At 38.0% G+C, this 14,796-nt stretch carries 11 protein-coding genes; 8 read left to right on the top strand and 3 right to left on the bottom strand.

Going from position 1 to position 14,796, the window contains the following annotated elements; all coding sequences use genetic code 11:
• The first annotated feature begins 53 nt into the window (after window positions 1-53).
• From I6E69_RS07470 to I6E69_RS07485, 4 genes are all read left to right on the top strand, one after another.
• Window positions 54-1,268, top strand: a complete 1,215-nt coding sequence (locus tag I6E69_RS07470; protein WP_197120941.1) for a thiamine pyrophosphate-dependent dehydrogenase E1 component subunit alpha — start codon at window positions 54-56, stop codon at window positions 1,266-1,268.
• Window positions 1,268-2,245 carry an alpha-ketoacid dehydrogenase subunit beta gene (locus tag I6E69_RS07475; RefSeq protein WP_024599564.1) on the top strand — a complete coding sequence of 326 codons (978 nt, stop codon included), beginning with the start codon at window positions 1,268-1,270 and terminating at the stop codon, window positions 2,243-2,245. Before I6E69_RS07470 ends, I6E69_RS07475 begins: the two co-directional genes overlap by 1 nt.
• An 8-nt stretch (window positions 2,246-2,253) precedes the next feature.
• Window positions 2,254-3,837, top strand: a complete 1,584-nt coding sequence (locus I6E69_RS07480) for a dihydrolipoyllysine-residue acetyltransferase (protein ID WP_197120942.1) — start codon at window positions 2,254-2,256, stop codon at window positions 3,835-3,837.
• A 149-nt stretch (window positions 3,838-3,986) separates the two neighbouring features.
• Entirely contained in the window at window positions 3,987-4,352 is a 366-nt protein-coding gene (locus I6E69_RS07485; RefSeq protein WP_197120943.1) for a DUF805 domain-containing protein, read from the top strand.
• A 69-nt stretch (window positions 4,353-4,421) separates the two neighbouring features.
• On the opposite strand, the gene I6E69_RS07490 is transcribed toward I6E69_RS07485, so the two are convergent.
• Window positions 4,422-5,597 carry a putative manganese transporter gene (locus tag I6E69_RS07490; RefSeq protein ID WP_197120944.1) on the bottom strand — a complete coding sequence of 392 codons (1,176 nt, stop codon included), beginning with the start codon at window positions 5,595-5,597 and terminating at the stop codon, window positions 4,422-4,424.
• A 160-nt stretch (window positions 5,598-5,757) separates the two neighbouring features.
• The gene (locus I6E69_RS07495; protein ID WP_197120945.1) at window positions 5,758-7,383 is read right to left on the bottom strand and encodes a M28 family metallopeptidase; all 1,626 of its coding nucleotides are present in this window, start codon (window positions 7,381-7,383) and stop codon (window positions 5,758-5,760) included.
• 113 nt (window positions 7,384-7,496) lie between these two features.
• Between I6E69_RS07495 and I6E69_RS07500 the strand changes: the two genes are divergently transcribed.
• The 4 genes from I6E69_RS07500 (at window position 7,497) to I6E69_RS07515 (ending at window position 13,630) form a co-directional block, all read left to right on the top strand.
• A complete protein-coding gene (locus I6E69_RS07500) occupies window positions 7,497-8,309 on the top strand; it encodes a DUF3025 domain-containing protein (protein ID WP_170070844.1) in 813 nt (270 codons plus the stop codon).
• The gene (locus tag I6E69_RS07505; RefSeq protein WP_007586825.1) at window positions 8,306-9,094 is read left to right on the top strand and encodes an ABC transporter ATP-binding protein; all 789 of its coding nucleotides are present in this window, start codon (window positions 8,306-8,308) and stop codon (window positions 9,092-9,094) included. The genes I6E69_RS07500 and I6E69_RS07505 overlap by 4 nt, the downstream gene beginning before the upstream one ends.
• Window positions 9,087-10,295 (top strand): ABC transporter permease, encoded by a 1,209-nt coding sequence (locus I6E69_RS07510; RefSeq protein WP_197120981.1) that lies wholly within the window; start codon window positions 9,087-9,089, stop codon window positions 10,293-10,295. Before I6E69_RS07505 ends, I6E69_RS07510 begins: the two co-directional genes overlap by 8 nt.
• Window positions 10,296-10,570: 275 nt before the next feature.
• Window positions 10,571-13,630, top strand: coding sequence for an ATP-binding protein (locus I6E69_RS07515; RefSeq protein ID WP_197120946.1), 3,060 nt, complete (start codon window positions 10,571-10,573; stop codon window positions 13,628-13,630).
• Window positions 13,631-13,655: 25 nt separating this feature from the next.
• Here I6E69_RS07515 and I6E69_RS07520 read toward each other — a convergent pair whose 3' ends face one another.
• On the bottom strand, window positions 13,656-14,489 hold the full coding sequence (locus I6E69_RS07520) for a UDP-2,3-diacylglucosamine diphosphatase (protein WP_197120947.1): 834 nt from the start codon (window positions 14,487-14,489) through the stop codon (window positions 13,656-13,658).
• Window positions 14,490-14,796: the final 307 nt, after the last annotated feature.

Here is a 14,796-nt window from a genome sequence, read left to right on the forward strand (position 1 = left end):
ATAATAATAATTTAAAGGGGCACTGTTTTACCGACAACAAAAGAAGGTAGGTTATGAGTAATCCAAATAACGTATCGCTGAATATTAACCACGAGCTTGAATTTATTGATGGTCAAGCGCTTAATATTCCAACCCTTAGTATTTTAACTGAGGACGGCGACATTCATCCTAGTGCAACCGCACCTGATATTTCAAAACATACCGCTATTAAGTTATATGAAACAATGCGTTTTATACGTTTGTTAGATGAACGTATGCAAGGCGCGCAGCGCCAAGGCCGTGTTAGTTTTTATATGCAATGCCTAGGCGAAGAAGCCGCAGTTACAGCCTCTGCTGCTGCACTTGATCAAAACGATATGATCATGGCTCAATATCGTGAACAGGCAGCACTGCATTATCGTGGCTTTACGCTTGATCAATTTATGAACCAAATGTTTTCAAATGAATTGGATTTAGGTAAAGGCCGTCAAATGCCAATTCACTATGGTTCTAAAGCGCTAAACTACATGACGATCTCATCGCCATTGGGTACGCAAATACCACAGGCAACAGGTTATGCATATGGCCAAAAAATAAAGCACATCGACGCTAAAACAGGCGAGCTTTCCAGCACAATTGATAATGTAACCATTTGTTATTTTGGTGAAGGTGCTGCATCTGAAGGTGACTTTCATGCCGGTTTAAATATGGCAGCGGTTCACAGAGCGCCGGTTATATTTTTTGCACGTAATAACGGTTATGCCATATCAACCCCTGCTGATGAGCAGTTTAAAGGCGATGGTATTGCCTCTCGTGGTGTGGGCTATGGCATTAAAACAATTCGTGTTGATGGCACAGATGCACTTGCTGTTTATGCGGCAACTAAAAAAGCACGCGAAATTACCTCAACACAAGGTGAGCCTGTACTTATTGAATCGATTGCTTATCGTTTAGGAGCGCATTCTACGTCAGACGATCCAAGTGGTTATCGTTCTAAAGATGAAGAAGCGAATCATCAAACGTGTCCTATTGATAAATTTAGAAAATGGCTGGTCAAGCAAGACTGGTTAAACGAAGAAGACGATATAAAAGCAAAAGAGTCGATTCGTGAAGAAATTTTAGCAGCGCTTAAACGTGCTGAAGTTGTTGCGAAGCCCGCTTTAGAAGAATTGATATCTGACGTTTACGATACACCAATTCCATTATTGCAACGCCAGTACGAGCAACTAAAAGAACATATAAAACAGCATCCAGATGCTTACCCAGTAACCGCAGGGAGAATTAAGTAATGGCTAAAATGAACATGCTCCACGCAATTAACTCTGCTCTGGATATTACGATGAATGAACACCCTCAAGCCTGTATTTTTGGTGAAGATGTTGGTTACTTCGGTGGTGTATTTAGAGCAACATCTGGCTTGCAAGAGAAGTACGGTAAACATCGTGTTTTTAATACGCCTTTAACCGAGCAAGGTATTTTAGGTTTTGCTAATGGTTTAGCGGCTTTTGGTGCGCCTGCATTAGCAGAAATTCAATTTGCTGATTATATTTTTCCAGCGTTTGATCAAATAGTAAATGAAGCCGCTAAGTTTCGTTATCGCAGTGGTAATGAATTTAATGTCGGTAACTTAACTATTCGTACGCCCTATGGCGGTGGTATTGCCGGTGGTTTGTACCATTCACAATCACCCGAAGCGTATTTTGCGCACACACCAGGTTTGAAAGTAGTTGTACCGCGTAACCCTTATCAAGCTAAAGGGTTATTACGTGCATCAATTAAAGATGATAACCCGGTCATATTTTTTGAGCCTAAGCGTTTATATCGTGCATCAATTGGCGAAGTGCCAGAAGAAGATTATAGTATTGAATTAGGCACGGCTGAAGTAGTACAAGAGGGTAGTGATATTACGCTTTTAGCGTGGGGTGCTCAAATGGAGATTATTGAAGATGCAGCAAAGCAAGCAAGCGAGCAAGGTATAAGCTGTGAAGTAATTGACCTTCGTAGTATTTTACCTTGGGATGTTGAAACGATTGCTAAATCGGTTACTAAAACCGGCCGTTTAATCGTGAGTCATGAAGCGCCTATAACCAATGGCTTTGGTGCAGAGATAGCAGCAACAATACAACAAGAGTGTTTCTTGCATTTAGAGTCGCCAATTTTACGTGTATGTGGTCTAGATACCCCATACCCGCTGGCACTTGAAAAAGAATACGTACCGGATGCACTAAAAGTGTTGGCTGCAATTAAACAATCAATGGATTTTTAGGGGTTACCATGGCTAAAGATTTTATATTACCCGATATTGGTGAAGGCATTGTTGAATGCGAAGTAGTTGAGTGGCTAGTACAAGAAGGCGATACCGTATCTGAGGATCAGCCAATTTGCGATGTTATGACAGACAAAGCATTAGTACAAATTCCGGCAGTGCATGATGGCGTAATTTCAAAGTTATATTATCAAAAAGGAGAGATTGCTAAGGTACACGCTCCTTTATTTGCTATGGATGTAGCAGGTGAAAGCATTAGCAATGAAGTAGTACAAGAGCCAGTACAAGCTGGAAATAAAACTAATGATGCAGCTGATGTGGTTGAGGACTTTATATTACCAGATATTGGTGAAGGTATTGTTGAGTGTGAGATTGTTGATTGGTTAGTTGCTGAAGGCGACGAAATAGAAGAAGACCAAGCGGTTTGTGACGTAATGACCGACAAAGCATTAGTACAAATTCCGGCAAAATATACAGGCACTGTACAAAAGTTATATTATCAAAAAGGCGAAATAGCCAAAGTACATAGCCCGTTGTTTCAAATGACAATTGCGGGCAGTGCAGCTAAGCCAAATGTTGATATAAACCAAGCGGTCGTAAAGGCACAAACTAATGCTAAAGTTGAAAAAGTTGCCCCTGTTAAAACGCAGCAAGCTGCTAAAGTTATCAATCAAAAAGCGGTGGCATCGCCTGCGGTTCGTCGAAAAGCACGTGAACTTGATGTTGATTTAACCTGTGTACCAGGTAGTGGTAAAAATGGACGTATTTACAAGCAAGATATTGAAGAGTTTGTAAAAGGCGAAGTGCCAAATACTATTGATACTTCACCGCTTGATAGCGATGTTTCTCAAAGTGCAGTACAAAACCAAACGCAGAATCATAGCGGTGGCGTAAGAGTCGAACAAATTAAAGGCATTAAAGCGGCCATGGCCAAGCAAATGGTAGCGTCGGTTTCAACTATTCCGCACTTTACGTTTAGTGACGAAATAGACTTAACACAGCTTATAGCTTTGCGTAGTTCTTTAAAAGAGCAGTACAAAGCACAAGGCGTAAAACTCACTATGATGCCATTTTTTGTAAAAGCATTGTCGCTAGCAATGAAAGAGTACCCTGTACTTAATTCAAAAGTGAACGATGAATGCTCAGAGCTTACCTATTATAACGATCATAATATTGGTATAGCGGTTGATTCTAAAATCGGCTTGTTAGTGCCTAATATTAAATCGTGCCAGAGTAAGAGCATTGTTGATGTGGCAAATGATTTAACCCGCTTAACTCATTCAGCGCGAGAAGGGCGTGTTGCACCGGATGATTTAAAAGGTGGGACAATTAGCATCTCTAACATTGGTGCGATTGGCGGCACTATTGCGACCCCTATAATTAATAAACCAGAAGTGGCGATTGTTGCGCTTGGTAAACTACAGCATTTACCGCGTTTTGACGAAAGTGGGCAAGTTGTAAGTAAAGCTATTATGCAAGTGAGCTGGTCTGGCGATCATCGTGTTATTGATGGGGGCACTATTGCTCGTTTTAATAATTTATGGAAATCGTACTTAGAAAATCCATCAGCAATGATGATGGCTATGAGTTAACAGCTAAATTGTTAATATGTAATAAAAACCAGCTTTTAGCTGGTTTTTTGTTTTAATTTGAGCTGTTTTTAATTAAGATACAAATGTTACTAAAAAGTAATTAGATTAACCCCGTTAGGGAATATAAAAAATAACACTAAGGAAATTTCATGGAACATTATATGAACGCGTTGCGTAGCTACGCAGATTTTTCAGGCCGTAATCGTCGTAAAGCATATTGGATGTTTATATTATTTAACTTCATTTTTTCAGTAGTTTGTAATGCGATTGATGGTGTACTAGGTACAATGTTCATTGGCTCTATTTATAGCTTAGCGCTATTAATTCCTGGCTTAAGTGCGGGTGCACGTCGTCTTCATGACACAGGCCGTTCAGGCTGGTGGCAGTTACTTTGGTTAGTACCAATCATCGGTTGGATTGTTTTAATTGTTTTTCTTGCGCAAGATTCGCACGAAGGCGAGAACGATTTTGGTCCAAATCCAAAAGAATTAGCAGTAGAACCAACTACTGTATAAGTAAGAATAACTTAACATGTTAAAAGCTCAGCAATTGCTGAGCTTTTTTGCGTTTTTAAATCTCATTTTTTAAATTTCAGCAAAAAAATACAATCCATAACCAACTATTAATGCGGGAATAGACGTATAAAGTGTAGCTATAACTGCAGCTTTGGGCGCCATTGCTATTGCTGGGAATAACGCATCACCATCGTTAGAAATTGCGTTTCCTGCTAAAGCACTAAAGGGAATAATGCCTTGAATATAAAGCGTTGTAACAATTATTTGCGGGCCACAGCCGGGTAGAAATCCAATAAGCACTGCAATTAATGGGGCTAAATAGGCGTAATGTACAAACCACGTTTTTAAATCAAGTCCGGCAATGTTAACCAAAATCTCAAATAGCATAAAAGAGGCTACAACCCATGCCGTAACAAAATGGGTATCTTGTAATACTTTTATTATTTTAGAAGGAGGGTTACATGCATCGTCTTCTGACGTTACTTCTTGATAGCTTTCACCTCTTGACGAAAGTGCCCAAATACTAACAATAAATAAAGCCATTAATGCACCAAATAGCGCAATTACAGTGCTTGTGTTTGAACCAAACTGTGAAAAATCAACATTAAACGCAATCAAAAAGGCAATTATAAGGCTTGGGATAATTGCTACCATCCAAACCGGTTTACTGATTTTAATAATGTTAGTTGAGAGTATTTTAATTTGGTGCTTTTGTTCTTGCACTGTTGGGCGTAAAAAGTCTTTTTTGTGTATTGTATTAACCAGTAAACCACTAAATGTACCCACAACTAACCCTATTCCCATAATTAACAAGCCTTCAGTAGGGTGGGTAGCAAGTAATAAAAATGCTGCATCGCCCATTGTAGCTGTTAGCACAGCAACAATAGCACCAAAGCTTGCTTGGCCTTTCGTAAATTGAGTAACCACAATAATAGCGCCACCACAGCCAGGTAATGCACCTAAAACCGCTGCAAAGCTAATTTCTAAAATAGGGGACTTGGCACTTAAATAACTAAGCTCTAATTGAGGTAAGTGTTCTATAGCGTAGTAATAAATTAAAAGGGTAGCAGCAACAAACACACTTACTTGAAAAAATGCATCACTGAGTGCGGTCATTGTTATTTCGCGTAATTGCGGTATTGCAAGGCAAGTTAAAATAAATAAAGGCAGCAGTAAGCGTTTATTTTGGCTCAAAAATCGTTTTGAGGCAGGAGTAATAAAACCAATGTGAGGAAGTGAAATCATACAATGCGACCTAATAAATTAACTAGGTCACACTGTATATTTTAATTAAATGATAATCAATATCATTTGCATCTATTTAAATCGATTACTCTGTTTGAGTTTTTCGATAGCTAAACTCAAATTAGTTTAAACTTAAATTTTAGGCTGTGATTAAATAGAACTACTTACGCTGAAATTCAGAGTTTGTATTCCAGATTGGCCACTGTTCTGTTTCAGAAATATCAAAACCTACCTTATAAAATAATTGTAAATCTTGAACAGCACCCGATAAATCCCATTCATCACGGTAACGGTCACATGGTTGATGGTAACAACCGCGAAGTACTAAGCTCATACGTTTACGGTAATTAGCCGTTTCTTCATCAGCAGCGACGGTGCCGCCACCTGCGTACATAGCCGGAATACCCATGTTAGCGAATGCAAAGTGATCAGAGCGGTAATAGCCACCAGATGACGGTTTAGGATCGCCTGATATTGTTCTGCCTTGCTCTTTAGCTGCAGTTTCTAAAAACTCATCCATTTGTGATTTACCTATACCAACCACATTCATGTCTTTTACTTTGCCTAATAAATTTAAGCTATCCATGTTTATGTTAGCGACTGTTTTATCCGCTGCAATTACTGGATTTGCCGCATAGTATTTAGAACCTAATAAGCCTTGCTCTTCAGCAGTTACCGCTAAAAATGTCATTGAGCGGCTAGGGTGCTTAGGTAGTTTAGTAAAGGCTTCAGCTACTTCAATTAGCCCAGCGGTACCCGTTGCATTGTCGTGAGCACCGTTATAAATTTGATCGCCTTTACGTGTTTTATCTGTACCTAAGTGATCCCAATGAGCCGAGTAAATAACATGCTCATCTGGTTTCTCACTACCAGGTAAAGTGGCAATAAAGTTATACGACACTGATTTTTTAATCGTATTTTTAACATTAACAGAAGCAGTTAAATCGCCCATATCAACATGGTAAGCACCTTTAGCAGCATTTGTTTTAACGGTATCAAAATCTAAACCTGCTTTAGTAAAGAGCTCTTTTGCTACGTCAGTTGTAACCCAGCCTTCAACGGCTACACGGTCCATGTTGTTGTTTTCTTTTTGAAAACCAAACTGCTCGCCGCTCCACGAGTTTTCAACAACCGACCACGGGTAAGAAGCAGGTGCTGTTTCATGAATAATAATTGCACCAGCGGCACCTTGTCGACTAGCTTCTTCGTATTTGTATGTCCAACGACCATAATAGGTCATCGCGTCGCCAGTAAATAAAGTAGGGTCTTTTGTTGCAAAACCTGGATCGTTAACCAGCATTACAACCGTTTTGCCTTTAACGTCTAATCCTTCGTAATCATTCCAATTGTATTCAGGTGCGTTAACGCCGTAGCCCACAAATACAAGTTCAGAATTTTCTATGCCTTCTTGTGCGCTTATGCGGCTGCTACCCATAACCATGTCTTTTTTGTATTGATAGTCTTTACCACCAATACTTAGTACCATGTTTGCATCAGCCTCAAGCGACACAAGTGGAACTTCTTGTAAGTAGCTGTCGCCATTACCTGGCTCTAAACCTAGGGCTTTAAACTGCGCAGTTAAATAATCAAGCGTTAGCTTTTCGCCAGGTGATGAAGGAGCACGACCACCAAATTCATCTGATGCGAGTACTTTTACATGTTTAGCCAATTCATCAGCTTGAATACTGTTATAACCATTTGTTACATCAGTAGGTGTAATACTTGTTGTTGCGCAACCTGCTAAAACAGCAGTAGCGAGGAGTGAGAGAGAGAAATAATGTTTCATGTCAGCTCTTTTTTTGTTTTAAGTTGTGATTAGTATATTAACTTCTATTAAGTAGAACCAGTTTTTGCGGTAAACTTCTCGTAAATTATAGGCATAAATTGTTAAAGGTTTAAATGAAGCGTTTTACTCCCCCCGAGCAGTGGCAAATCAGTAGTTTAGAAACCGGTGCATTTTCGCACTTACGTGAGCTATTTAAAGTTAACGAACTAACTGATTGGCCGGCTCCGCAGTGGTTTTCTCCATTTTTAACCGCTATTAATGCGAATAATATTCCTATTACTTTTGAAGATGATGCAAAGGTAGATTTTGGCGATCGTTATTACGAACAAGTTATTTTTGAAACGGGTGTTGTACCTACGCGCAGTGAGAATTGGCATGACTTGTTTGGTGGCTTTATTTGGTGTTTATTTCCTAAAACCAAAGCGCTTATTAACCAGCGTCATGTACAAGATATAGCTGAGCATGGTTTGCAAAAGCGTACTAAACATCGTAATGCATTAACGCTCTTTGACGAATGTGGTGTGGTATTGGCAATAAGCGATACTAAATGGCAAGAATTGCTTCGCGATCACCAATGGAAAAAAGCATTTGTTGAGCATAAAAGTGAATGGGGAAAAAGCATTAAAGCGTTTATGTTTGGCCATGCTAATTATGAAATGCTCACCAAGCCTTATATAGGTTTAACGGGTAAAGCATTGTTTGTTTGTGTACCAGATGAAACATTTTGTAAAGATTTAGTTACTCAATATCAGTACCTAGACCAAGCCCTTTATGAGATGATTAAAATAGATAACTGCTTAGCCGATAACAAACAGCTTTCACCACTGCCGTTATTAGGCGTGCCTGGCTGGCATGATGAAAACAAAGACGACTCTTTTTATAACAATACAGATTATTTTAGGGCGAAACGAAGGATACGAACATGATAGAAGTTGCTGGGCTTAAAAAGAAATTTAAGCTAACTAAAGATCACAAAAAAAATAAAATAGACGACATCGATCCTCGTGAAGATAAAGACTATTTTCATTCAGTACGAGACGTAAGCTTTAGCTGCGCGAAGGGTGAGGTACTTGGATTACTAGGACCCAATGGCGCAGGTAAAACAACAACACTTAGAATGATATCAACCGCATTAAAGCCCGATGAAGGTTCAATAACAATTGCTGGAAACGACATTGTAAAAAAACCGTTATTAGGGCGTAAGTCTATCGGTTTTTTATCAGGTTCTACCGGCTTGTATGGCCGCTTAACCGTAAAAGAAAACATAGAGTATTTTGCAAAGCTTCACGGTATGAGCAAAAGCGATATTGCATCGCGTTGTGATGAGCTATTTACATTGCTTGATATGCATAAATTTGTAGATAAACGCGCTGAAAACCTATCAACTGGTATGAAACAAAAAGCGAATATCGCTCGTGCTGTTGTACATCGCCCAGCAGTAGTGGTGCTCGATGAGCCAACAACGGGGCTCGATATAATGACCACACAAACCGTTATTCAATTTATTAAGGGCTTAAAAGCGCAAGGTACTCCTGTTATTTTTTCTACCCATCATTTAGATGAAGTTGCACTTTTATGTGACCGAGTCGCTGTAATTAACGAAGGTATTAGCTGCTTTGACGGAACAGTAGATGAATTTAAACAAGCAGGTAATAGTGATGAGCTTAATCAAGCGTTTATGAACATATTAACGGAGAAACATGATGTTTGAGGTATTTAAAAAGGAATTAAGAGAGTTATTACGCGACAAAAAAACGCTATTATTTGTTGTTGCGCTCCCTGTAGCAATTTTTCCGTTATTGTTTGCTGTAATGGCATTTATAAGCTCACAAGCAGCGATGGATGCAGAACAAAAAGTAAATACGTATGCCATTATTAATGGTGAATACGCACAAGAGTTTACTGATAAAGTGTTTTATCACAAAAGTTTTGAGCTTTATAAAGGCACTAAAACCTTTAATAACATTGAAGAGCTTAAAGCTGGCGTTATAGCTGGCGATATCGATATGGGTATCTATTTACCAAGCCATGCTGAGCAAACACTAGATAAAGGTGAACAAAGCCAGTGGCAGGTTGTATTTAACGATTCAAAATCTATCAATTTTTTATTCGAACGCGTTAAAGAGCTCGCAAAAGAATACAGTGACGTGCTACAAACTCAAAAGCTAATCAGTTTTGGTATTGAAGAGTCTGTTCAAAAATCCATTCTTAATCCAATTGAAGTCATTAAAGTAGATACAGCCGATAAACGTGAAAACCTTGGCGAAAAAATTGGAGGGTTTTTACCTTACTTACTTATACCATTAGTACTAATGGGGGCTACTTACCCAGCTATTGATTTAGGTGCTGGCGAAAAAGAGCGCGGCACGCTAGAAACACTCCTACTTACACCTATTACGCGCACAGAGCTAGTGCTTGGTAAATTTATAACTTTGTTAACTACATCCATTGCCTCCACAACCATAACTGTCTTAAGCATGGGCTGTTGGATAGCACTGGCGTTAGCATTTGCTGATCTTGATTTTATTAAAGCCGCGTTTAGTACATTAGCGGTTACCGATTTACTGATGATATTTGTACTGCTACTACCTGTGGCTGCTATATTCTCAGCCTTAGCTTTAGCTATATCTATTTATGCGCGTACGTTTAAAGAAGCGCAAAACTACATGGCTCCGCTTAGCATGGGTGTATTTTTCCCTATTATTATTTCAATAATGCCAAATATGGAGCTTACTGCTAAAACTGCATTCATTCCTGTTACAAACGTGGCTTTAGCGATTAAAGAAATAGTAAAAGGGACTGTTGATTACACATTTGTGGGTTTAATATTTTTAGCTACTGCAATCATTGCGGCTGGGCTACTGGCATTTTGCGTTAAATGGTTTAACAGAGAAGATGTACTATTTAGATAATATAGATTTAGCACTCTAAAAATATATAAAAGGTAGCAATGGCTACCTTTTATATTTTAAAAAGATAATCGGTTGAAACAACTATTTTATAAATTGCGTGAGTCAATATGGGGACGCTTATTCATTTACAATTCATATAGAGAGTGAGCTTTAAATAAAACTAATGATTTAGTCTTTTTATTATAAAAATTATAGCGATAACTGATTAGTTAGATGGTCCAATTCTTTCGTTAATGCTCTATACTAATAACAATAAAAATTTATGGTGAAGGTAAATGCTAAAAAGAAAAATTTTGTTGAATGTAACAAAAAATAATAAATTAATGCTCGTTGCAACAATAATATTTGTTCTTATAGCTTTGCCTTCTCTATATATGTTCGATCAAAAAGTAAGAAGTGACGTTTACCATTCAGCTCAAATAGAATTAAAACGTGAGCTTGAAACAAAAAGCCTTTCACTAAAAAACCATCTCAAAGATAGTGTTACCGCTATTCGCTTTTTAGACGCTACCCCCCCGATTAAAGGTATTACTCGCGCCACTGAAAACAAGAAAATTGATCCCTTGTTAGGCACGCACATTGACGTTTGGGAAGAACGCTTAGCGAGCATTTTTAGTGGTTTTATGCGCACAGATGACAGCATACTTCAGGCTCGCTATATTATTCTCGCAGATGGTGGGCAAGAAGTTGTTAGGGTTGATCGAAACCAGCTAGGGGAAATTAATCGACTGCAAGGCCTGCAATTACAAAAAAAAGGTCAACGCGATTACATGATAAAAGCGAGCATGCTCGATAATAAAAGTGTTTATATTTCTCCTATTAATTACAACCGTGAAAATGGGCAGATACAAGAACCCTATATAAGTACTTTTCGTGTAGCTAAGCCTGTTTTTGATGAAAAAAATAAGATATTTGCAATATTAGTCACTAACTACTTTGCTGATAAATTAATAAAAAGTTTAACGGTTGAATCGCCAGATGGAACACACATTTACCTCATGAATAATGAAGGTGAATTTCTATATCATCCAAACTCTCAACTGCGCTTCGGATTTGAATTTAATAAAGCGAAAACGTGGACTGAAGAATTTTCCGCTGCAACCACAATGCTAGAGCAAGGTACTTTACCGCTAAGTAATTACCCAATTGCTTATACATTAAAAAAACGTATTTCGCTTGAGGGTGATATTGCGATGTTACCTTTAGAGCTTGGTGTAAGTGTTAATACTAAAACGTTGTTAGCAAAGGTTAGTGAAAGACGTCAAAACTTTATTGTTATGCTACTCATTTTTTTTGGTATATTTTTAATTATTGCCTTTTTATACCAACGTTTCATCAACCGTAAATTGTTAATTAATTCGTTAAAAGAGCAAAATAATAAAGTAATTGAAAACTCACTGGATGCTATTTTTACAATTGAGCAAACTGGCGAAATTGTTCACTTTAACAGCACGGCTAAAGAGGTTTTTGGTACTTCAATTACAGGTGTTAGTCCTGACTTTGTCTCTTTATTTAACTTAAATGAAGTCGATAACAACTGTATAGAAGAGACAATTTCAAACGGGTCAAAAATGCCGTTTGAAGCTATTTACACAGATGGTTATGGCAATAAACAATACTTTTCAATTACGCTCAGCAGTATTTTTGATGTATACAATAACCGTTATCAAGTAGCGGCTATTTTAAGAAATATTAGCTCGTTAAAAAACACTCAATCAGAGCTTGAAGGTTTGAACAGTACTTTGGAGCTAAAAGTATCACAAAGGACTGTTGAGCTAGAGCGCGCAATTGATCAAGCATTAGCAGCAAGCCAAGCAAAAAGTGATTTTGTAGCAAATATATCCCACGAAATACGTACACCGATGAATGGCGTTTTGGGTATGCTTGAAATGCTCAAAGAAGATGGCTTAAGTGAACAACAATATCATTACCTAAAACTAGCCAACAGCAGTGCTAACTCACTGATGAACTTGATTAACGATATTCTCGATTTTTCGAAAATAGAAGCGGGTAAGCTTGATATTGATAATCATACATTTGATGTTGTTACAGTATGTAGCGATATGATTAGCTCTTTAGCGTTACAGGGCCAGCGCAAAGGTCTTGAAGTATTTTTAGATACTAAAGATGTAGTAGACAGAATGGTTATTGGCGACAGCCATCGCCTTAAACAAATTTTAATTAACTTAGTTAATAATGCTTTTAAATTCACTCACCGAGGTGAAGTAAGTCTAACAATTGGTTCTAAGTACATTACCGACTCAAAGTTATTAATGAGCTTTACAATAAAAGACACTGGTATTGGTATAGCACCAGAGAACATAGACAAACTATTTGAAGTGTTTACACAAGAAGACTCAAGCACAACCCGCCACTTTGGTGGTACAGGCTTAGGTTTATCTATATGTAAAAAGCTCGCTCAGTTAATGGGTGGTAATATCACTGTTATAAGTGAAAAGGGCGTTGGTAGTACATTTACAGCAACGGTTGAGCTACACGTCGCACAAGAGAAAAAACTAAACACAGGTATTGAACTTGCTACTAGCATTAGCGTAGCTGCATTAATAGCGCGCGATAATGTCTATCAAAATGTGTGCGATTTATTGCTATTAACTTGTAAAGTAAATGCAGAAAACATTATAAGACTCGACTACTTTAGTGAGCATAAAGAGTTTGAGGCTGACTTATTATTGATTGATGATGAGCACCCTCAAATTGATGCCCTTATTAATTACTGTAAACAGTTTAATAAAAAGTATGTTTTAATTTTACGCGACATGGTGACCGATAAACCAACTAAAATGGTGTTACCTGAAGGTAGCCATATTTTAAATAAACCTCTTACCCAAGATCAATTCAGCTATAAATTAGCAAGCTTATTTGGTGCTAGTAATGACTGTATTATAGCGCCACCCAAAGGCTTAACAGAAGAACAAGTAGATCCTGACCTTTCTGCTTATCATATATTATTAGTAGACGATAATATGATAAACATTGAAGTAGCTAAGGCGATTTTAAAACGAACTAAAGTAAAAATCACCTGTGCATCAGATGGCGTAGAAGCATTAGAAGCATTGAGAGAAAACACAGAACAATCCTTTGATGTAATTTTAATGGACTGCCAAATGCCTAATCTAAATGGGTACGATACAACAAGTGAAATCAGAAATAGTAAAGCCGGAGTCGATTACACACACATTCCTATTATTGCGATGACAGCAAGCGCGATGGAAGGTGATAGAGAGCGTTGTTTAACTGCAGGCATGAACGACTATATTACTAAACCAATCAAGCCAAGAACGCTAAAAGATAAGTTAATCACCTGGCTAAGTTAATAGTTATTAATTGTGAATAAGCTGCTTATGCAGCTGATTTTTTTGGTTTAGCATCCGTCGATATATTTAACTTTGTTATGTCGGCGCTATCGAGTACGGATTGTGTGTCTGACCAATGTAGTAATTCAATTTTTCCATCTTGCTGCTCTACTAGCGCTGTACAGCTCTCAATCCAATCTCCATCGTTACAATACATAATTCCGTCATCAATTTTTATTTTGGGATGATGAATGTGTCCACAAATAATACCGTCTACGTTTTGCTTTTTAGCTTCATGAATTGCGGCATCTTCGAAGGCTTTAATTGCTTCACGTGCTTTGTGTACGCGAGCTTTTATCCATGATGCAAGCGAGTAGTAATTACCACCAAATAGCTTTCGAATACGATTGGTCCAGCGGTTTAAAAATAATAAAAAGTCGTATCCTGCATCGCCCGCGATACTAATAAGTTTGTTATAGCGTGTCGCGGAATCAAAATCATCACCGTGTACGAGTAAAAAACGTTTATTAGCTTTAGTGGTGTGAATAAACTGCTGGTGGATTTCAATACCAAATAACGTTTGATTTATATAGTTCCTAAACGTTTCGTCATGATTACCGGGTATATAAATGATGCGTGTACCATTAACTGCTTTTTGTTGTATACAGCTCAATACTTGATAATGCGAAGGGTGCCAATAAAACTGTCTTTTCATCGACCATAAATCAATAATATCACCCACTAAATAAAGTGTGTCGGATTCTACCGAGTTTAAAAAATCGAGCAAATAATCGGCTTTACAGTCTTTGTAACCTAAATGAACATCTGATATCCAAATAGTAGGGTAGTGTTGTTTCTTACGCTGTTGATTGTTTGTCATGCCCGTTATCCATAGTGTAATAGTTAACACTGTAGATAAACCCAATGACACTTATGAGACACTTTAGCGAAGCCTCTATGACAATTTATACAAAGTCATGCAATTAAAATACTTATATAGAGCTAGGGCGTGTTGACCTTTCGTGATTGATTTTACAGCAGGCTGTTTGGTTTTAGGCAAGGAAGAGCATATGTAGCGTGGTTATTCCCCATAAATAGGCGATAACGCAGTATAAATGCCAAACATGCGCTGCCCTTTGAGTTCTTAAGGGACTATTAGCTCTTTGTTGCCTACATAGATGTCGGTA

The organism is Pseudoalteromonas sp. NZS100 (genome assembly GCF_015864815.1).
Taxonomy (GTDB): domain Bacteria; phylum Pseudomonadota; class Gammaproteobacteria; order Enterobacterales; family Alteromonadaceae; genus Pseudoalteromonas; species Pseudoalteromonas distincta.